Origin of the sequence: uncultured Psychroserpens sp., from assembly GCF_947500255.1 — a bacterium.
Classification (GTDB): Bacteria; Bacteroidota; Bacteroidia; order Flavobacteriales; family Flavobacteriaceae; genus Psychroserpens.
Genome location: NZ_CANMRL010000001.1, coordinates 265,198 through 286,328, shown reverse-complemented (window position 1 = coordinate 286,328; position 21,131 = coordinate 265,198). Strand labels below are relative to the sequence as shown.

Here is a 21,131-nt window from a genome sequence, read left to right as displayed (position 1 = left end):
TTATACAATTAAAAATCAAGAGCTATGATGGTATATCTTTGTAATATATTTGGAAATCAAACGTTTTGGCCTAGATATCAATATATCAATATTTTAGATGTTTTATCAATGTTGTGTATTGTTGCATTTTTTTTGATAATACACAGAATATTTAATCGAGAGCCCTTGGAATTACCAGTAAATAAAGGTGAGAATCTTGACCAATATGTATTTGTTTTTGAAGACGCACAAGTAAGCACTAAAAAAGTACCGCTCTCAATTAAAATAGCGGCTTATATTGTTTCAATACTTTTAATTTTAATACCTCTCAAAGATATATTAACTATTGCCAGTTTTCAAGATACTATTTGGGCTTGGATATTCTGATAAATTAATTGAGCAGCTTTTTGGCTAGCGCCTTTGCCGCCAAGCTTTTTCTCCAGATCGTAATAATCGATAAAAAACTTAATACGCTCATTTTCATCTAAAATTTTAATGAGCTCTTTTTTAAGACGTTTTTTATTTAAATCACCTTGAATGAGTTCTGTCACCACTTCGCGGTCCATAATTAAATTGACAAGCGAAATATATTTAAGTGTAATGATACGCTTGGCGATTTGGTAAGAAATAGCATTGGCTTTGTAACACACAACTTGCGGTACTTTGAATAAAGCTGTTTCTAAGGTTGCTGTTCCAGACGTTACTAATGCTGCTGTAGAGACACTCAATAAATCATAAGTTTTGTTAGAGATAAATGCGACATTGTCTTGTTTGATAAAGGTTTTATAAAAACTAAAATCTTGACTAGGTGCTCCAGCAATTACAAATTGATAGTCTTTAAAATCATCAACCAAACTTAACATAACTCCTAGCATTTTTGTGATTTCCTGTTTTCTACTACCAGGAAGCAATGCTATAATAGGCTTTTTACTTAGGTTGTTGTCTTTTCTAAATGTTATCTCATCAACTTGTTCTCTATCTGAAATAGCATCTATAAGTGGATGACCTACAAAATTAACCTCATAACCATAGGTGTCATAAAACTCTTTTTCAAAAGGAAGAATAACGTACATAGCATCAATATCACGTTTGATTTTTTCAACACGACCAGCTCTTGATGCCCAAACTTGAGGCGAAATATAATAATGCGTTTTATAATCTAATTCCTTTGCCCATTTGGCGATGCGAAGATTAAACCCAGAATTGTCAATAAATATAATAACATCAGGTTGGTATTGATTAATATCACTTTTACAAAATTTGATGAGCCCTAGAATTTTTCTAAGGTTTAAAATAACTTCGGCAAAGCCCATGAATTGACGCTCCTTGTAGTGTTTTACTAAAGTGCCACCAACAGATTGCATTAGGTCACCTCCCCAAAATCTAAAATCGGCATTACGATCTTCATTTTGTAATGCTTTCATCAAATTGGAACCATGTAAGTCTCCAGAGGCCTCGCCAGCAATAATGTAGTACTTCATTTTAATACATACCCAATTATGGATTAGACAAATCTAATGATTATGGTAATAAGGGCAACAACTATAGTAGCAATAAGAACTCCTCTCGCTCTTATGTCTTGTTTTCGTTTAAGAAACAGGAAAAAAGCTCCAAGATTTAAAATGGCACCCATACTGACTAGTTTTGTTAAGACACCGTTATTAATGGCTATGTCTAATGAGTCTGTTATTGAATTTCCTTTTCCGAAGATGATTAACGTTGCTATAAGTCCGATAATACTAGCCAATAAACCTATAACTAAACCAATGATGAGTTCTTTATTTTTCATTAAAATTCCATGTGTTTAAGTGTTGAATACTATGATGAGCTGTCAAGTCAAATTGAATCGGTACAACCGATATATATCCATTAGACAAGGCCCATTCATCGGTGTCTTCGCCATGATCTAAATTGACAAATTTTCCTGTAAGCCAATAATAATCTTTACCATAAGGATTTTGACGTTTGTCAAATTCTTCTTCCCAATTGGCTTTGGCCTGTCTGCAAACTTTTATCCCTTTTATATGTTTTTTATCCAAATTAGGAATATTTACGTTCAAAACAGTACCGTCAACTAAACCATGTTTCAATACATTTTCTACAATAGTTTTAACGAAAGATCTACTGTGCTCAAAGTTTGCACCCCAATTATAGTCGCATAATGAAAACCCTATTGCAGGAATACCTTCGATACCTGCTTCTATAGCGGCACTCATTGTACCCGAATAGATAACGTTGATAGAAGAGTTAGAACCATGATTAATTCCAGAGACACAAAGGTCTGGTTTTCGGTCAAGAATTTCTCTAATACCTAGTTTTACACAATCTGCAGGTGTTCCAGAGCAGCTATATTCTTCATAATCTCCAGTGCCATCAGTCATCTTATCAATATGAAGTGTAGAATTAATAGTGATCGCATGTCCTGCTCCACTTTGAGGGCTATCAGGTGCGACTACAACAATGTCTCCAATGGTATTCATAACGTCTATTAGCGTTCGTATTCCAGGAGCAGTAATTCCGTCGTCGTTGGTAATTAAAATTAGAGGCTTTTTTGGCATAAAATGTCTTGATTTATATATTTACAAAAATAGGCAAACGCGCTCGAATTTCCTATAAATAAGGGTTTAACAAAAAATTAGTAGCACATGATTTTATTGGCATGATTTTTTCAATTACTTTAGTAGAAATTATAGAATTTAGCATTAACTTACATGACTAAAGAATTAATTTCTGGTTAAGTGCGTATTATATCAAAAAAATATGAAGAATATGATGAAAAGGAATTATAAACTGCTGCTACTTGTTTTATTGTTAGCTTTTGCCTCATGCAGTTTTACTACCAAAAATGAAGACCCAAATAAAGATAAGTTGCTTATACAGCTTATAACTTATGTTTTAGAGAATGGACATTTCAACCCACAAGATCTCAATGATAACTTCTCAGAGCAAGTATTCAATGACTACCTTGAGCAATTAGATCCATTCAAACGTTATTTTTATGCCTCAGATATTGAAGAGTTCGAAGCTTATAAAATTGAGTTAGATGATCAAATCAAGGCGTATGATATTTCGTTTTTTAACTTAACACATGAGCGTTTGTTAAAGAGAATTGAAGAGTCTAAAGATGTATACAATGAAGTATTATCTGAACCTTTCGACTTTTCTAAAGCTGAAGACTTTTCAACAGATTATAGCAAATTAACTTATGCAACTTCAAAAAAGGAAATGAAAGAGCGTTGGAGACAACAGCTTAAGTTTTCAACTATTGCTAATTATGATGATTTGTTAAGTGATCAAGAGAATGCAAAAAAACAAAATTTGCCTAGTGAGAGCTCTGCAGAGTCAACAGAGAAATCTATTGTTGATAAATCAAAAGCCGAATTAGAAGCAGATGCTAGAGATGCTACGCAAAGATCTCTAGATGAATTATACGATTTTATTGATGATAGACAGCGTAAAGATTGGTTTGCAGTTTATATCAATGCCATCGTAGAAGAGTTTGACCCACATACTTTTTATTTTGCTCCAGAAGATAAAGACCGTTTTGATGTGGCTATGTCTGGAAATTTTGAAGGTATAGGCGCAAGGCTTCAGAAAAAAATGGACGCTATACTTGTGAATGAAATTATTAGTGGTGGACCAGCTTGGAGACAAAATGAATTAGAAGTTGGTGATCAGATACTGAAAGTGCGACAAGAAGATGAAGAAGAAGGTATTAATATTGTTGGTATGCGTTTAGATGATGCTATTAAGTTTATTAAAGGCCCTAAGGGAACAGATGTAACACTTACTTTGAAAAAAGTTGATGGCACAGTAGAAGATATTACAATTAAAAGAGACATAGTTGAATTGGAAGAAACCTATGCTAAATCATCAACCGTTATTAAAGATGGTAAAAAGTTTGGTGTGATTAACTTACCAAAATTCTATGTAGATTTTGAAGATTATAAGAAAAGAAATGCAGCATCAGATATCAAGTTGGAAATCGAAAGATTAAAAACTGAAGGTGTTGAAGGCCTTGTTCTTGATTTAAGAAATAATGGAGGAGGATCGTTACAAACTGTGGTTGATATGGGAGGATTATTTATTGATCAAGGTCCAATCGTACAGGTTAAAACAGCTGGTGAGCCTAAAGAGGTACTAAGAGATAGAGACAAATCTATTGTATGGGATGGCCCTTTAGTGATATTGGTTAATGAATTATCAGCTTCAGCTTCTGAAATACTTGCAGCTGCAATGCAAGATTATAAGCGTGCTATTGTTATTGGTAGTAAGCAAACTTACGGTAAAGGAACTGTGCAAAACGTACTAGATCTAAACCGAATGGTGAGACAAAGTAGTAACGGCGATTTAGGCGCATTGAAGTTTACAACACAAAAGTTTTATAGAATCAATGGAGGTTCAACACAGTTAGAAGGTGTAAAGAGTGATGTTGTTGTTCCAGACCGTTATAGTTATATCGACATTGGTGAGAAAGATCAAGAAAACCCATTAGAATGGGATAAAATAGATGCTGTAGATTATAATGTATGGGAAAGCTATTACGATTACGACGCCACTATTGCTAAGAGTAAAGAACGTATGGCAAATAATGAACAGCTTAAATTAATTGATGCTAATGCACAGTGGGTGAAAAAGATCAGAGATCGAGAAATGTACTCACTTAACTATGACGACTATAAAAAAGCTTTAGAAAGTAATGAAGAAGAATCTAAGCGTTTTGAAAAGCTTTCAGATTATAAAACAAATTTAACGTTCCAATCATTGCCTTATGAAATGAAATTAATGAATAAGGATTCTATTTTAAAAGAGAAACGTGAACGTTGGCATGTTAGTCTAAGTAAAGATGTATATATCGAAGAAGCATTAAATGTTTTGAATGATCTTAAAATGACCTACGAAATTAAAAAAGTAGCGACTTCTGTAAAAAATTAAAATGAGTAAAACAAGCGACTCATTAACACAATTAGCGCTCCGAAAGTTCAAAAAGAACTTTTGGGGCGTTTTGAGTTTTTGGCTAATTGTTAGTATTGGTTTAGTGTCGTTGTTTGCTTATGTTATTGCGCCAGACGACTCGCAAAATGCAAATCAAATGCATTTATCAATCCATTCCCAGCGACCAGGATTTAAAGTGCAAATGTTGTATGTGCCTTCTGAAATAGAAAGTAATCAAAACATATTTTCTAAACTATTATTTGGTAAAAATAACAATGCCAATGAAATCCCTGTTTCTAAATATTCAGTAAGAAATGATACCTTGATTTATACAGAATATGCTGCAGACGGATTAGTTGGTGTAAGTAAATCTATCAGCTTGGATGTTTTCCCAAAAAAAGATTACGCTTCATACATTAAGCAAAAAACCTTCATTTTTGGAACAGATAAGTATGGACGTGATCTTTTAAGTCGTATTCTTATTGGTTCAAGGATATCATTTTCCATTGGGTTTATAGCTGTATTGATTTCTTTAGTTATTGGAATCTTTATGGGAAGTATTGCTGGTTATTATGGTGGAAAAATTGATGCAATTATCATGTGGATTATCAATGTCACTTGGTCCATTCCAACTTTACTACTGGTAATAGCCATTACACTTGCTCTAGGTAAAGGCTTTTGGCAAGTTTTTATTGCCGTAGGTTTGACGATGTGGGTTGAGGTCGCAAGAGTCGTGCGCGGCCAAATCATAAGTGCTAAAGAAATGCAATATGTCACTGCTGCTAGAGCTTTAGGGTTTAATGATTATAGAATAATAACCAAACATATATTGCCAAATATTATGGCGCCTATAATTGTTATCTCTGCTGCAAATTTTGCTGCTGCTATTCTTATTGAAAGCGGTTTGAGTTTTCTTGGAATTGGAGCACAACCTCCAATGGCAAGTTGGGGAGCAATGATTAAAGATCATTATAATTATATTATTCTTGGGAAACCGTATTTAGCAATGATTCCTGGATTGTGTATTATGATTTTAGTGATGGCGTTTATGCTTATTGGAAATGCTTTGAGAGATGCGTTAGATGTCAAGTCTTAATGTTTAACGTAAGGCTTCAATTTCTGTGTTAGTATCATTAATAAATTGTAAAACCTCGGCTCTTCCTATAGCTTTTGAAGATGAAGTAATAAAATAATTTGGAACACCCTCCCATGTTTTTAAAAGCTCTTGACAATACGCTTCTACATTGCGCTCAATCGCTTTTGGTTTAAGCTTATCAGCTTTTGTGAAAATAATTGAAAAAGGAATTTGATTAACACCCAAATATTCCATAAACTCTAAATCTATTTTTTGTGGTTCATGTCTCACATCAACCAAAACAAACGCTGAAACCAGTTGTCTACGTGTCTCAAAATAGTTGGTAATAAACTTCTGAAATTTCTTTTTCGCAGTTTTAGATACACGAGCATAACCATAGCCAGGTAAATCGACTAAAAACCACTCTTTATTAATCATAAAGTGATTGATAAGTTGCGTTTTTCCTGGTCGTCCCGAAGTTTTAGCAAGATTTTTATGATTGGTAAGCATGTTGATTAAAGATGATTTTCCAACATTACTACGTCCAATAAATGCATATTCTGGTATCTGATTTTTTGGACATTTATCCACATCAGAATTACTCACTATAAATTCGGCAGTTTTTATGACCATAATAGTCCTTTAAGTTAATTGTAATGGTGAACTATAATTCTTTTTTAGTCAACCAATCATTAAGGATTTGATTGAATTCATTTGGATGTTCCATCATTGCAGCATGACCACATTTGTCAATCCAATACAAGTCTGAGTTAGGTAAAAGTTCATTGAACTCTGTAGCAACTTCAGGAGGTGTCACAGTATCATTTTTACCCCAAATAATACAAACAGGTAATACCATTTTTGGTAAATCTTTAGCCATATTGTGTCGTATGGCACTTTTTGCAATAGCTAAGGTCTTAATAAGCTTATTTCTATCATTAACAGTTTCATAAACTTCATCAACAATCTCTTTTGTAGCTACTGCTGGATCATAAAAAACCTCTTGAGCTTTTTTCTTAATAACCTCGTAATCTCCACGTTTGGTGTATCCACCTCCCATAGCACTTTCGTATAAACCAGAGCTACCTGTTATGATTAATGCTTTTACCTTTTCGGGATATAATTTCGTGTGGTAAAGACCAATATGACCTCCGAGAGAATTTCCGAGTAGGATAACATCATCAAAACCTTTAAAATCAATAAAATCTCGTAGGTATTTAGCAAAGCTCTTAACATTAGTCTTTAGTAAAGACATCGTGTATATCGGAAGTTCAGGAATTAAGACCTTGTAACCTTTTTCGCTAAAAAAATCTGTAACGGCATCAAAATTACTCAATCCACCCATTAACCCATGTAGCACAATTATAGGAGTGCCTTCTCCAACTTCAATATACTTATAGTCTTTCTCTTCCTTTAAACGATGCGTCATGTACGAGTTAGTGGTTTTGGTCAAAAACAAATATAGGTATTTCCATTAAAACATTAGCATAATTATTTGCTATCAGAATGAATAGTTTGAACGAAGATGTTAACAATGAAAATGGGATTTTGAATTGAAGATTTATTAAGCTGATAGTAAAGTTTTTATGGCATTTTAAACTGAAGTTTTTTAGAGCAAATTCACTCTAAACTAGAAATTTATCAACAAAAGTGGAGTAGAGTGGTAAATTGTGGTAAATTTTTCAATATATTTGAATCTTAATCGTTACTCTAAGTAAATCAATCATTTTGAACCCTTTAATCGGAACATACGAATGTAAAGTTGATGCCAAAGGAAGGCTGATGCTTCCTGCTGCTATAAAGAAGCAGTTGTTGCCTGTGTTGCAAAATGGGTTTGTATTGAAACGTGCTGTTTTTCAGCCATGCTTGGAGTTGTATCCTATGAGTGAATGGGAGGTTTTGATGCAAAAAGTAAATAAACTCAATCGCTTCAAAAAGAAAAATAACGATTTCATTCGTCGTTTTACAGCAGGTTTAAAGCAAGTAGAAGTTGATGCTGCTGGACGATTATTGATTCCAAAAGATCTAGTCGCTTTTTCTGGTATAACCAAAGATATCGTCGTCTCATCTGCAATAAATATTGTTGAGATATGGGATAAAGATAAGTATGAAAAAGCCATTGATGATGCGACGGGTGATTTTGCAGATTTAGCTGAGGAAGTGATGGGACAAGATGATAACGATGGAATATCATAATCCAGTATTGTTAAAGGAAACTGTTGAAGGTTTAAATATAAGACCAGACGGTATTTACGTTGACGTCACCTTTGGTGGTGGAGGTCATAGCAAAGAAATATTAAGCCAATTAGGACCTAACGGAAAGTTATATGCTTTCGATCAAGATAAAGACGCTCTTTTAAATACAATTGATGATGACCGGTTCACATTAATTAATGAAAACTTTAGATACATAAAGCGCTTTTTGAGGTTTTATGGAGTGAGACAAGTTGACGGAATTTTGGCCGATTTTGGTGTGTCGTCACATCAATTTGATGTAGCCGAACGTGGATTCTCGACGCGATTTGAAGCCGATTTAGACATGCGTATGAATCAAGATGATGCGTTGTCGGCTTACCATGTGGTTAACGAGTATGATGAAGAACAATTACGACAAGTTCTTTTTCAATATGGAGAGTTAAGACAGGCACCAGCTATGGCTAGAGTAATTGTTGAAACACGTCGTGATGGTGAAATCAAAACGAGCGAGCAATTAAAAACGACGCTTAAACGCTTTCTTAATCATAAAAAAGAAAATAAAGTGTTGGCTCAAATATATCAAGCGATTCGCATAGAAGTCAATCAGGAGATAGAAGTGTTAAAAGAGTTTTTGTTGCAAACACCAGAAGTATTGGTGAAAGGAGGACGATTAAGTGTGATATCCTATCACTCTCTAGAAGATAGACTGGTGAAGCGTTTTATAAGAAACGGTTTGTTTGAAGGAGAACCTGAACGAGACATGTTTGGGAATTTTGAAGTGCCTCTAAAAAAAGTTGGTGGTTTAATTGTTCCAACTAAAGAGGAAATAAGTCAAAATAATAGGGCTAGAAGTGCAAAGCTTCGAATAGCTGAAAAACTATGAAAAAAAACATTTACAGCATATTAAGAGGTAAATTTTTAGTGAGTGATGACTCCTTTAAAAATTGGCGAATCATCATTTTTATTTCTGTTTTAGCCATTATTATGATTGCAAGTTCGCATAGTGCAGATCAAAAAGTATATGAGATTGCAAGACTCAAAAATGAAGTGAAAGAATTAAGATCTGCATTTGTAGATGGAAGATCAAAACTGATGAGACTAAAAATGGAGTCTTCAATCATAAAAAAAGTAGAAAAAAAAGGAATCAAAATATCTGAGATTCCGCCTCAAAAAATAAAAGTAAAAACACAGAATTGATCACGTGGCAACAACCGAAACTAACATATTAAACAGATTGTATTTCGTAGCTGGCAGTATGTTTGTCTTCGCACTTGCTGTGGTCTTTAAGTTGTGCAGTATCCAATTTATTCAAGGAGATCAATATAGAAGCTTAGCTGAACAACGTACGATAAAAGATGTAGAAATTCCTGCAAACAGAGGTAATGTTTATTCTGCTGATGGAAGTTTGTTAGCTACTTCTATTCCAAAATATGACATTCGTATTGATGCCATTCAACCCAAGCAAGACATCTTTAATGAGAATATAAAAGCTCTTGCAGATTCTTTGTCTAACTATTCAGGGAAATCATCAAGTCATTATCTAAAAGGTATTAAAAAGGCAAGACTTGATAAAAATCGTTACTTCCTTTTGGCTAGAAATATCAGTTACTCCGATTATATCAGACTTCGAAATTTTCCATTGTTAAAACTTGGTGCGATTAAAGGCGGACTTATAGTAGAACAAACAACTAGACGAGAGCACCCTATGGGTGGTATTGCCGAACGTACTATTGGTTATGAGAGAAAAGATGAAGATGGAAATGTAACTAGACCAGGAATTGATGGCGCATTTGGAGCAAAATATTTAAGTGGTGTCAACGGCAAACGATTAAAACAAAAAATTGGTAATGGACAGTGGAAACCTATCGTTGATTATAATCAAGTCGAACCTCAAGATGGCTATGACGTGTATACGACAATTGATGTAAACATTCAAGATATAGCGCATCATTCTTTATTAGGCCAGTTAGAAAAATATGAAGCAGATCATGGTTGTGCTGTAGTGATGGATGTAAAAACAGGTGAGATTAAAGCGATTTCAAATTTAGGACGCAACAAAGACGGGAAATATTACGAACGTCTCAACTATGCTGTTGGAGAAAGTCATGAGCCTGGGTCTACTTTTAAAACAATGGCATTTATGGCTGCCTTAGAAGATAAAGTTATTGATACATCCACAGTTGTTGATACGCAAAACGGATCTAAGCGCTTTTATGGAAGAACGATAAGCGACTCTCGTGGAAATGGTGAAATTTCTGCTGCTCGTGCTTTAGAAGTGTCTTCAAATATTGGCTTAGCTACCATTGTAGATGAGCATTATTCTAAGCAGCCAAAAAAGTTTATCAATCGCATTAAAAGCTGGAATTTACATGAGACATTAGGTGTTTCAATTATAGGTGAAGGAAAGCCTGTTATTCCGGAGCCAGGCGATAAGATTTGGAGTAGAAATGCACTGCCTTCTATGGCTTATGGATACAATTTGCGTATGACACCTTTACAAACCTTAGCATTTTATAATGCGATTGCTAATGGAGGTGAAATGGTAAGGCCGCGATTTATTAAGGCGGTTAAAGAATTTGATCGAGAAGTAGAGGTGTTTGAAAAAGAAGTAATCAATCAAAAGATATGTTCGGATAAAACACTTGGCGAAATTCGTGAAATATTGAAGAATGTTGTGGTCAGAGGAACAGGGAGACGTATGTATTCTGAAAATTTTTCTATGGCTGGTAAAACAGGAACGGCCAGAACCGAGTATAATAATTTTGAAGAATGGAAAAAGGACAAAAAATATGTCTCATCATTTGCAGGATATTTTCCAGCAGATAATCCTAAATACTCTTGCATTGTAGTGATTCATAAACCGAGTACCAAAGTTGGATTTTATGGCGCTGATGTTTCTGGTCCAGTATTTAAAAGAATTGCTCAAAAAATTTATACTGAAACCCCGCTTATTGATGAAGTGGAATCATTGGAAGTTGTTAATGCTAAAACAGAGGAACAATACCAATCATTTTTCAAAACAGCACAAACCTATATCACAATTATGCCTAATGTAATTGGTCTCCCAGCTATGGATGCATTGGCGCTATTGGAAAATATGGGGCTAAAAGTAAAGCTAGAAGGTGTAGGTACTGTTAAGTCGCAATCTATTAGTAAAGGAACAAAGATAAAACCAAACCAAATCATTGTTATAGGAACTTGATGAGTCAATTAAAAGACATATTGTATAAAGTTACCATTAATGCTGTAGTTGGAAGTACTAGCATAGCTATTAATACTTTGCATTTTGATTCTCGACAAGTATCAAAAGGTGATGTATTCATTGCTATAAAAGGTACAGTGGTTGATGGTCATCAATTTATTGATACGGCTATTGATAAAGGAGTTATTGCAATTGTTTGTGAGGTGTTACCAGCAGATTTAAAAGATGGTATTACTTATGTAGAAGTAGAAAGTGCTAGTCAAGCTTTGGCGTTCATGGCGGCAAATTTCTATGGAAACCCTTCGGAAAACTTACGATTAGTAGGTGTTACTGGAACGAATGGAAAAACAACTATTGTGACCTTGCTATACCAATTATTTAAAAAGGCAGGATATAAAGTTGGATTGTTGTCTACTGTTAAGATTATGGTGGATAATGTCGAATATAAAGCTACGCATACCACACCTGATTCGTTGACTATCAATAAATATTTGAAGCTCATGAATGACGAAGGTGTTGAATTTTGCTTTATGGAAGTTAGCTCTCATGGGATTCATCAAAATAGAACTGATGGTCTTTATTTTGAAGGAGGCATCTTTACTAACCTTTCGCATGATCATTTAGATTACCACGATACGTTTGCTGAATATCGTGATGTCAAAAAATCATTCTTTGATCATCTTCCAAAGACAGCATTTGCATTAGTAAATATCGATGATAAAAATGGTTTGGTGATGTTGCAAAATACCGAAGCCAAAACCCACACATATGCACTTAAAACATATGCAGACTACAAAGCTCAAGTTTTAGAAAATGAATTTAGCGGGCTTTTGCTCAAGCTTAACGAAAGTGAGTTATGGACTAAGCTCATTGGGAGTTTTAATGCATATAACATTACTGCAATTTATGGAGCGGCTGAATTGCTAGGTTTGGAAAAGGTTGAAATTTTAAGATTAATAAGTGAGTTAGAAAGTGTTAGTGGTAGATTTCAATATCTCATTTCCGATGAAAAGGTTACTGCAATTGTAGATTATGCTCATACACCTGACGCTCTAAAAAATGTATTGGAAACCATTAATAGTATTCGTACAAATAATGAGGAATTAATCACGGTTGTCGGTTGCGGTGGAGACAGGGATAAAACCAAACGCCCAAAAATGGGGCACATAGCTTCGGCATTAAGTACCAAAGTCATTTTTACAAGTGATAATCCAAGAAGTGAAGTTCCTGAAGTTATAATTGAAGACATTGAAAAAGGGGTAGAGCCTCAAAATTTCAAAAAAACCATGTCTATTGTAGATAGAAAACAAGCGATTAAAACAGCTTGCCAATTAGCAAATTCAAATGATATCATTCTAATCGCAGGAAAGGGACATGAGACTTATCAAGAAATTAAAGGTGAACGTACAGATTTTGATGATTATAAAATAGTTAAAGAATTTTTAAAGCAGTTACAAAAATAATATGTTGTATTACCTATTCGAATATTTAGAACAACAGTTTCAGTTTCCTGGAGCCTCTCTCTTTGGTTTTATTACGTTTAGAGCTGCTGTTGCTATTATACTATCTCTATTAATCTCTACCATCTTTGGAAAACGGATCATTCGTTTCTTACAAAAAAAACAAGTAGGGGAAACAATAAGAGATTTAGGTCTTGAAGGTCAAGTTGAAAAAGCAGGAACTCCAACGATGGGAGGTATTATCATTATTCTTGCAACCCTTATTCCTGTATTGCTATTAGCTAAGCTCGAAAATATATATATCATCCTTCTTATTGTAACCACAATATGGATGGGAGCTATTGGATTTATTGATGATTACATCAAAAAATTTAAAAATAATAAAGAAGGATTAAAAGGGCGCTTTAAAGTGCTTGGACAAGTGGGTCTTGGAATTATCGTTGGAACAACAATGTACTTCCATGAGGATGTTACAATCAAGGAAAAGTTGCCTATAGAGCAGCAAAGAGTGCTTTTGGCTGAAGATCCAAATATCTCTCCTGCTAAGTTATTTGAAGAAGAAGAAAAATCTACAAAAACAACAATTCCTTTTGTTAAAGGTAATGAGTTCGATTATGCAAATTTGATTACTTGGATTAGTCCAGGCTTAGGTAAGTATGCTTGGGTTATTTTCATTTTAGCAGCCATATTTATAATAACAGCAGTCTCAAATGGCGCTAATTTAACAGATGGTATTGATGGCTTGGCTGCAGGTAGTTCGGCAATTATAGTATTGACACTTGGTCTCTTTTCATGGGTTTCAGGTAACATTATTTTTTCTGAGTATCTAGACATTATGTATATCCCAAGAGTTGAAGAAATTACAATTTACATCGCTGCTTTTGTTGGAGCGCTTATTGGGTTTTTATGGTATAACACTTATCCGGCTCAAGTGTTTATGGGTGATACAGGAAGTTTGACCATTGGTGGAATTATAGCTGTTATTGCTATTGCAGTGAGAAAGGAATGGCTAATTCCAGTGCTTTGCGGCATCTTTTTAGCTGAAAATTTATCGGTCATGTTGCAGGTGAGTTATTTCAAATACACAAAAAAGAAATTTGGTGAAGGTCGACGCATTTTTAAGATGTCTCCTTTGCATCATCATTATCAAAAATCTGGCTATCACGAAAGTAAAATCGTAACTAGATTCTGGATTGTAGGTATACTGTTAGCTATCATAACGATAGTGACATTGAAAATTAGATAGATGAAACGATTAGTAATTCTTGGTGGAGGAGAAAGTGGTGTTGGGACAGCACTTTTAGCAAAGAACAAAGAATTCGAAGTATTTGTTTCTGATAAAGGAGAAATAAAAGAAAAGTACAAACAAGTTCTTATACATAATGAGATTGAATTTGAAGATGGAGTGCATTCTGAAGATAAAATTCTGAATGCAGATATCATCATGAAAAGTCCAGGGATTCCTGATAAAGTTCCCTTAATAAAAGAGATTAGGACTAAAGGAATTACTGTGGTTTCTGAAATAGAATTTGCATCCCTATATACCAATGCAACATTAGTTGGGATAACAGGAAGTAATGGTAAGACAACAACAGCTACTTTGACATATCATGTGCTAAATCAAGAATTAAATGTTGGTTTAGCAGGTAATATAGGAGATAGTTTTGCAAAGCAAATTTTAGAGCATGATTATCAAAACTATGTGCTGGAGGTGAGCAGTTTTCAATTAGATGATATTATTGAATTTAAACCAAAAATTGCGGTTATAACTAATATTACTCCAGATCATTTAGATAGGTATGAGTATCAATTTGAAAATTATATCGCTTCAAAATTTAGAATTGCAAAAAATCAAACCAAAGATGATTATCTCATTTATGATGGTGATGATACAGTAATTCTAAATTGGTTAAAAGATCATCCAGTTCAATCCACATTATTACCATTTTCATTAACAAAAAACATTGAAAATGGTGCGTATTTAGACAACAACAATATTAAAATAACAATAGATAACAATCAAATAATTATGCCAACAGCGAATTTAGCATTAGAGGGAAAACACAATATTAAAAATGCAATGGCTGCTTCAACAGTAGCGCATTTGCTTAAAATTAGAAAACAAACCATTCGAGAAAGTTTAGAGAATTTTCAGGGTGTAGAACATCGTCTTGAGCATGTACTCAAAATTAACAAGGTGCAGTATATTAACGATTCGAAAGCGACCAATGTAAATGCTACATATTTTGCATTAGAAAGTATGGATGCGCCTACAATTTGGATTGTTGGTGGTACTGATAAAGGTAACGATTATCAAGAATTATTTCAATTTGTAAACGAAAAGGTTAAAGCTGTAATATGTTTAGGAGTCGACAATGAAAAGTTGATGAAAAACTTTGGTGGTATGGTAGATATCATCGTTGAGACTCAGTTTATGAGTGAGGCTGTGAAAATAGCATATAAGATTGCTGAAGCAGGTGATAATGTATTGTTGTCTCCTGCCTGTGCAAGTTTTGATTTGTTTGAAAATTACGAAGATAGAGGACGTCAGTTTAAGGAGGCAGTAAGAAACTTATAATTAGTAAACAGTGCAGACACTATTTAAAAATATAAAAGGAGATCGATTAATCTGGGCAATTGCTGCGCTGTTGGCAATTTTCTCATTTCTTCCTGTATATAGTGCTGCAAGTAATTTAGCTTACACTGGAGGTACAGGTAATACCTTCACCTATTTTGTAAAACACTTTATGCATTTGTTTTTAGGTTTTGCAATTATGTACGGCGTGCATAAAATTCCGTATCGCTATTTCAGAGGGTTGTCTATGGTAATGATTCCAATAGTGTTGGTATTGTTAGTTATAACAATGCTTCAAGGAACTACTATAGGAGGTGCAAATGCAAGTCGTTGGATTCAAATACCGTTTGTAGGTATGTCTTTTCAAACCTCTACATTGGCAGCTGTAGTATTGATGGTCTATGTAGCAAGGTATTTGTCAAAAATTCATGATAGAAAAGTGTCGTTCATCGAAACCATTATTCCATTATGGGCACCTGTATTCTTGGTTTTAATTTTAATATTACCTGCTAACTTTTCAACGACTGCCATTATATTCTTAATGGTCATGATGTTGGCTTTCATTGGAGGTTATCCTATAAGGTATTTAGGAATAATTTTAATTTCTGGCGTCGTTGCATTAGCTCTTTTCGTCACAATGGCAAAGTTAACAACAGGATCATTAAATGTGAAAGTTACTACATGGGAAAATAGAATACTTAATTACTCAAACAATGAAGACACCGAAGGGGATTATCAAATCGAAAATGCTAAAATAGCTATAGCTTCTGGTGGGATTAGAGGTTTAGGACCAGGAAAGAGCAGGCAAAAAAATGTATTGCCACAGTCGTCGTCAGATTTTATTTTCGCCATTATTGTTGAAGAATATGGTTTGTTAGGTGGATTGTTTTTGTTGATTTTATATTCGTGGTTGTTATTCAGAATTGTGATTGTATCACAAAAATCAGATACCATTTTCGGTAAACTTTTAGTTTTAGGTGTTGGTCTACCCATTATTTTTCAGGCATTAATAAATATGGCCGTAGCGGTCGAATTATTCCCAGTAACAGGGCAAACTTTGCCTTTAATTAGTAGTGGTGGTACTTCAATATGGATGACCTGCTTAGCAATAGGTATCATATTAAGTGTTAGCGCCAAACGAGAACAAATTAAAGAACAAGAGATAAATAATGATAACCCACTAGAAATTTTAAGCGAAACTATTTAATGAGTCATTATAAGATTATATTATCCGGAGGTGGAACAGGAGGACATATCTATCCTGCCATTGCCATTGCAAATGAGTTGAAATCTCGTTTTCCTGATGCTGAATTTTTATTTGTTGGTGCTCAAGATCGCATGGAGATGGAAAAAGTACCACAAGCGGGTTATGATATTGAAGGACTATGGATTTCTGGAATTCAGCGTAAGCTTACTTTAAGAAACCTAATGTTTCCATTTAAATTGATATCAAGCTTATTGAAATCACGAAAAATTATTAACGCATTTAAGCCAGATATAGCGATTGGAACTGGCGGATTTGCAAGTGGACCATTGTTAAAAACAGCCACATCTAAAGGCATATCTAGCTTAATTCAGGAGCAAAATTCCTATCCTGGAATTACTAATAAATTACTGTCTAAAAAAGTAGATAAAATCTGTGTGGCCTATGAAGGTCTGGAGACATTCTTTCCTAAAGAAAAAATAGTCCTTACTGGGAACCCTATTCGAAAGGATTTGCTAAATGTGGAGAATAAACATATTGAAGGAAAAGATGCTTTTTCACTTATACACAGCAAACATACGCTGTTGGTTTTAGGTGGGAGTTTAGGTGCAAGGCGTGTGAACCAATTGATAGAGGATAAGCTGGAATATTTTAAAGAACAGGGAATACAATTGATATGGCAATGTGGAAAATTATATTATCAGCAGTATAAACATTACAATGATTTAGAAAACGTTCAAGTGCATGCATTTTTGAATAATATGGATATGGCATATGCTGCTGCAGATATTATTATATCTCGGGCAGGAGCGAGTTCTGTGTCTGAGCTTTGTGTTGTTGGAAAGCCAGTGATATTTATACCATCACCTAATGTTGCTGAAGACCATCAAACAAAAAATGCTAAAGCAATAGCCGATAAAAATGCAGCAATTTTAATTAAAGAAAGTGATTTAGATGATACGTTTGAAGATCACTTTAATATGTTAATGTCTTCATCGGAAAAAAGACAAGCATTAGGGCAACATATAAAATCATTGGCATTGATAAATGCAACCAAGGATATTGTAGACGAAATTGAAAAATTATTAAAGCGATAAATGAATTTAGAGCGTACAAATAATGTGTATTTTATTGGAATAGGAGGCATAGGTATGTCTGCCTTGGCACGCTATTTTGTGGCTAAAGGATTAACAGTTGGTGGTTACGATAAAACAAAAACTGATATTACAGATGCCTTAGTAAATTTGGGTGTTTCTATTCATTTTGAAGATGATGTTAAGCAAATCAAAAGCGAATTCCTTAATCCTGAAACTTCACTTATTGTATATACCCCTGCAATTCCTAAAGCGCATAAAGAGCTAACCTATTTTAGATCGAACGGATTTGAAGTATTGAAGCGCTCGGCCGTATTAGGTGAAATTACAAAGCAAACATTTTGTTTGGCTGTTGCTGGTACTCATGGAAAAACAACTACAACAAGTATTCTCGGTCATTTGCTTAATACCTGTGATGTTGAAGTTACAGCATTTTTAGGAGGTATTAGTGAGAACTATAACTCTAATCTTATTTTAAATGGTACAGAAGTAACTGTAGTTGAAGCCGATGAATTCGACCGTTCATTTTTAACCTTATCACCAGATTTTGCATGCATCACTTCTATGGATGCTGATCATTTGGATGTTTATGGAGATGCTTCAGAGCTCGTAAAATCGTTTGAGGATTTTTCAAAAAAAATAAAACCCAATGGCAAGCTATTTGTTAAAAGTGGACTTCCAATACAGGGCATTACTTATGGTATTGAAGACAATTCAGATTATTCAGTAAAAAATATAAAAATAGTAAATGGTAGCTATGTGTTTGATGTAAAAACACCTAATGCGCTACTCGAAAATTTCAAATTTAGCCTACCTGGTAGACATAACCTGTCGAATGCATTAATAGCCTTGGCGATGTCTGTAGAATATGGACTCCCTCATCCTCAGCTCGCCAAAGCTTTAGCATCTTACAAAGGTGTAAAGCGCCGATTTACCTATCAAATTAAAACTGATGAATTAGTGTTTATTGATGATTATGCTCATCACCCCGAAGAGATTAATGCTGTGCATCAAGCAGTTAGGGAAATGTATCCAGGTAAAAAAGTCCTAGCTATTTTTCAACCACATTTGTTTAGTAGAACACAAGATTTTGCAGATGAATTTGCAGAGAGCTTAGCTAATTTTGATGAAATCGTATTGTTGGATATTTATCCAGCTAGAGAGTTACCAATTAAAGGCGTGACATCTCAATGGTTACTTGACAAAATTGAAAACAAGAATAAGAAATTAGTTCAAAAATCAGAATTAATTCAGACGATAATTCAATCTAATGCTCCTGTAATTTTAACCATTGGAGCTGGAGATATAGGAGAGGAAGTAAAACATATAAAAAACGCTTTGAATCTTGCGAGTTAATTATAGCTACATAAGAGTTGTGTTACTGCTAATTTTAGTAGGCTTTTTGTATGCCTTTTCTTCTGTTAGGAATTCAGCAAGAAAAGTAGCAGCACCTCAAATAAAGTTTGTTGGAGATGATAACCTTTTTGTGACGCAGGAAACTGTTAGTAAATTGTTAATACAAAATCAGGAGACTGTTACGAATAAGCCGAAAGATATTATAGATTTGAACGAATTAGAATCTGCCCTAAACTCTAATCCAATGATTAAGCAAGCACAAGTGTTTATGAGTGTTGATGGTTTAATCACGGCTGAAATTGAACAAAAAAAACCTATTGCAAGAGTAAGCACAAATGCATCTTATTACATTGATGAGACGGGTTCTTTTATGCCTTTATCAACAAATTATACTGCACGAGTGCCTTTAGTTACTGGTTATATTGAGAAAAATGACTTGGAAAATGTGCATGTTATAGCTCGGAAAATTCAAAACGATGAATTTTTAATAAAGCACGTTGTTCAAATACATCAAAATCAAGATAAGACCATTGATTTAAAATTTAGATCTCATGATTTTAGAATCCATTTAGGACACCTGAAGTTATTAGATAAAAAGATAAATAATCTTAAAGCTTTTTATGTGAAAGCAATGAAAGATGAAACACTAGACAATTATAAACTAGTGAATTTAAAGTTTGATAAGCAAGTAATTTGCACCAAAAAGTAAGTGATGGAGAATAATAAAATTTCAGTAGGACTCGATATCGGAACCACAAAAATTGTGGCAATGATTGGTCGTAAGAACGAATATGGCAAAGCCGAAATTTTAGGGATAGGTAAATCCAAAAGTTTGGGAGTACATAGAGGTGTAGTTAATAATATAACGCAAACAATTCAATCCATACAGCAGGCAGTTCAAGAAGCTGAAGCTGAGGCTGGATTAAAAATTGAAGATGTTACAGTTGGTATTGCAGGTCAGCATATTAGAAGCCTACAGCATAGCGACTATATCACTAGAGCAAATTCTGAAGTGGTTATTGACGAAGAAGACATCGACCGCTTAATCAATCAAGTGCATAAGTTAGTCATGCTTCCTGGTGAAGAGATTATTCATGTGTTACCTCAAGAATATAAAATTGACGGCCAAGCTGAAATTAAAGAGCCTATAGGGATGTATGGTGGACGATTAGAGGCTAATTTTCATGTTGTAGTTGGTCAAGTGTCATCTATTAGAAATATTGGACGTTGTGTCAAAAGTTCTGGCTTAGAGTTGGAAGGCATCACCTTAGAACCTCTAGCATCGGCAAATGCTGTATTGAGTCAAGAAGAAAAAGAAGCTGGTGTAGCACTAATTGACATTGGAGGTGGAACAACAGATTTAGCTGTTTTTAAAGATGGTATTATTCGTCATACTGCTGTTATTCCATTTGGAGGCAATGTAGTGACCGAAGATATTAAGGAAGGTTGCTCAATTATAGAGAAGCAAGCCGAATTATTGAAAATAAAATTTGGTTCGGCATGGCCTGGAGAAAATAAAGATAATGAGATTGTCTCTATTCCAGGATTACGTGGTCGTGAACCTAAAGAGATTACATTGAAAAATCTTTCAAAGATTATTCATGCTCGAGTTGTAGAAATTATTGAGCAAGTATATGTAGAGATTAAGAATTATGGCCATGAAGAGCAAAAGAAAAAATTGATTGCTGGAATTGTGCTAACTGGAGGAGGTAGCCAGTTAAAACATTTAAAGCAATTGGTGGAGTATATCACTGGAATGGATACGAGGATAGGATATCCAAATGAACATTTGGCTGGCGATAGTGATGATGATATAGCTAGTCCACTTTTTGCTACAGCCGTAGGGCTTGTAATGGATGGTTTAAAACGCCAAGAACGCAGACGTGTTGAAAAAGAAGTGGAGCAAATGGAGCATGTGGCAGAAGAGCATTCAGAAGATAACATGACTCACGAAGAGGACATTATTCAACAACCAAAAAAAGAACGTAAATCGTTTTTAGATAAGTTAACAGAGCGCGTTAAAGATTTTTTAGATAACGCAGAATAAATAGATCA

At 34.3% G+C, this 21,131-nt stretch carries 20 protein-coding genes; 15 read left to right on the top strand and 5 right to left on the bottom strand.

The window, feature by feature from the left end; genetic code table 11:
* The first annotated feature begins 24 nt into the window (after positions 1-24).
* Positions 25-366: a hypothetical protein gene (locus Q0783_RS01170; RefSeq protein ID WP_298892611.1), complete on the top strand. Its 342-nt coding sequence runs from the start codon at positions 25-27 to the stop codon at positions 364-366.
* On the opposite strand, the gene lpxB is transcribed toward Q0783_RS01170, so the two are convergent.
* From lpxB to surE, 3 genes are read right to left on the bottom strand one after another with little or no spacing between them, the layout of a single operon-like run.
* Positions 336-1,460 (bottom strand): lipid-A-disaccharide synthase, encoded by a 1,125-nt coding sequence (gene lpxB / locus Q0783_RS01165; RefSeq protein ID WP_298892609.1) that lies wholly within the window; start codon positions 1,458-1,460, stop codon positions 336-338. The genes Q0783_RS01170 and lpxB overlap by 31 nt on opposite strands.
* A gap of 23 nt (positions 1,461-1,483) precedes the next feature.
* A complete protein-coding gene (locus Q0783_RS01160) occupies positions 1,484-1,768 on the bottom strand; it encodes a hypothetical protein (protein WP_298754834.1) in 285 nt (94 codons plus the stop codon).
* The gene (gene surE / locus Q0783_RS01155; protein WP_298754835.1) at positions 1,758-2,537 is read right to left on the bottom strand and encodes a 5'/3'-nucleotidase SurE; all 780 of its coding nucleotides are present in this window, start codon (positions 2,535-2,537) and stop codon (positions 1,758-1,760) included. The genes Q0783_RS01160 and surE overlap by 11 nt, the downstream gene beginning before the upstream one ends.
* A gap of 214 nt (positions 2,538-2,751) precedes the next feature.
* Between surE and Q0783_RS01150 the strand changes: the two genes are divergently transcribed.
* A complete protein-coding gene (locus Q0783_RS01150; RefSeq protein WP_298894156.1) occupies positions 2,752-4,914 on the top strand; it encodes a carboxy terminal-processing peptidase in 2,163 nt (720 codons plus the stop codon).
* A gap of 1 nt (position 4,915) precedes the next feature.
* Positions 4,916-6,010 (top strand): ABC transporter permease, encoded by a 1,095-nt coding sequence (locus Q0783_RS01145; protein ID WP_298892607.1) that lies wholly within the window; start codon positions 4,916-4,918, stop codon positions 6,008-6,010.
* Positions 6,011-6,013: 3 nt separating this feature from the next.
* Here the strand turns inward: Q0783_RS01145 and yihA are convergent, their stop codons facing one another.
* Both yihA and Q0783_RS01135 read right to left on the bottom strand, forming a co-directional pair.
* Positions 6,014-6,622 carry a ribosome biogenesis GTP-binding protein YihA/YsxC gene (yihA, locus tag Q0783_RS01140; protein ID WP_298892605.1) on the bottom strand — a complete coding sequence of 203 codons (609 nt, stop codon included), beginning with the start codon at positions 6,620-6,622 and terminating at the stop codon, positions 6,014-6,016.
* 31 nt (positions 6,623-6,653) lie between these two features.
* Positions 6,654-7,418, bottom strand: coding sequence for an alpha/beta hydrolase (locus Q0783_RS01135; protein WP_298754838.1), 765 nt, complete (start codon positions 7,416-7,418; stop codon positions 6,654-6,656).
* 299 nt (positions 7,419-7,717) lie between these two features.
* Here Q0783_RS01135 and mraZ point away from each other — a divergent pair, with 299 nt between their 5' ends.
* Genes mraZ through ftsA form a run of 12 tightly spaced genes read left to right on the top strand, consistent with a single transcriptional unit; the run spans position 7,718 to position 21,123 of the window.
* Positions 7,718-8,185: a division/cell wall cluster transcriptional repressor MraZ gene (mraZ, locus tag Q0783_RS01130; RefSeq protein WP_298892602.1), complete on the top strand. Its 468-nt coding sequence runs from the start codon at positions 7,718-7,720 to the stop codon at positions 8,183-8,185.
* On the top strand, positions 8,172-9,068 hold the full coding sequence (rsmH, locus tag Q0783_RS01125; protein ID WP_298892600.1) for a 16S rRNA (cytosine(1402)-N(4))-methyltransferase RsmH: 897 nt from the start codon (positions 8,172-8,174) through the stop codon (positions 9,066-9,068). Before mraZ ends, rsmH begins: the two co-directional genes overlap by 14 nt.
* Positions 9,065-9,382, top strand: coding sequence for an FtsL-like putative cell division protein (locus Q0783_RS01120; protein WP_298892597.1), 318 nt, complete (start codon positions 9,065-9,067; stop codon positions 9,380-9,382). The genes rsmH and Q0783_RS01120 overlap by 4 nt, the downstream gene beginning before the upstream one ends.
* A 58-nt stretch (positions 9,383-9,440) precedes the next feature.
* Positions 9,441-11,387 (top strand): penicillin-binding protein, encoded by a 1,947-nt coding sequence (locus Q0783_RS01115; protein WP_298894155.1) that lies wholly within the window; start codon positions 9,441-9,443, stop codon positions 11,385-11,387.
* On the top strand, positions 11,387-12,850 hold the full coding sequence (locus Q0783_RS01110; protein ID WP_298892595.1) for a UDP-N-acetylmuramoyl-L-alanyl-D-glutamate--2,6-diaminopimelate ligase: 1,464 nt from the start codon (positions 11,387-11,389) through the stop codon (positions 12,848-12,850). The genes Q0783_RS01115 and Q0783_RS01110 overlap by 1 nt, the downstream gene beginning before the upstream one ends.
* A gap of 1 nt (position 12,851) precedes the next feature.
* Entirely contained in the window at positions 12,852-14,093 is a 1,242-nt protein-coding gene (mraY, locus tag Q0783_RS01105; protein WP_298754843.1) for a phospho-N-acetylmuramoyl-pentapeptide-transferase, read from the top strand.
* Positions 14,094-15,425 (top strand): UDP-N-acetylmuramoyl-L-alanine--D-glutamate ligase, encoded by a 1,332-nt coding sequence (gene murD, locus Q0783_RS01100; RefSeq protein WP_298892593.1) that lies wholly within the window; start codon positions 14,094-14,096, stop codon positions 15,423-15,425.
* Positions 15,426-15,435: 10 nt separating this feature from the next.
* On the top strand, positions 15,436-16,629 hold the full coding sequence (locus Q0783_RS01095; protein ID WP_298892591.1) for an FtsW/RodA/SpoVE family cell cycle protein: 1,194 nt from the start codon (positions 15,436-15,438) through the stop codon (positions 16,627-16,629).
* The gene (gene murG / locus Q0783_RS01090) at positions 16,629-17,723 is read left to right on the top strand and encodes an undecaprenyldiphospho-muramoylpentapeptide beta-N-acetylglucosaminyltransferase (RefSeq protein WP_298892589.1); all 1,095 of its coding nucleotides are present in this window, start codon (positions 16,629-16,631) and stop codon (positions 17,721-17,723) included. The genes Q0783_RS01095 and murG overlap by 1 nt, the downstream gene beginning before the upstream one ends.
* On the top strand, positions 17,724-19,076 hold the full coding sequence (murC, locus tag Q0783_RS01085) for a UDP-N-acetylmuramate--L-alanine ligase (RefSeq protein ID WP_298892587.1): 1,353 nt from the start codon (positions 17,724-17,726) through the stop codon (positions 19,074-19,076).
* The gene (locus Q0783_RS01080) at positions 19,066-19,785 is read left to right on the top strand and encodes a cell division protein FtsQ/DivIB (protein ID WP_298892586.1); all 720 of its coding nucleotides are present in this window, start codon (positions 19,066-19,068) and stop codon (positions 19,783-19,785) included. The genes murC and Q0783_RS01080 overlap by 11 nt, the downstream gene beginning before the upstream one ends.
* Positions 19,786-19,788: 3 nt before the next feature.
* Positions 19,789-21,123 (top strand): cell division protein FtsA, encoded by a 1,335-nt coding sequence (gene ftsA, locus Q0783_RS01075; RefSeq protein WP_298892585.1) that lies wholly within the window; start codon positions 19,789-19,791, stop codon positions 21,121-21,123.
* Positions 21,124-21,131 lie beyond the last annotated feature (8 nt).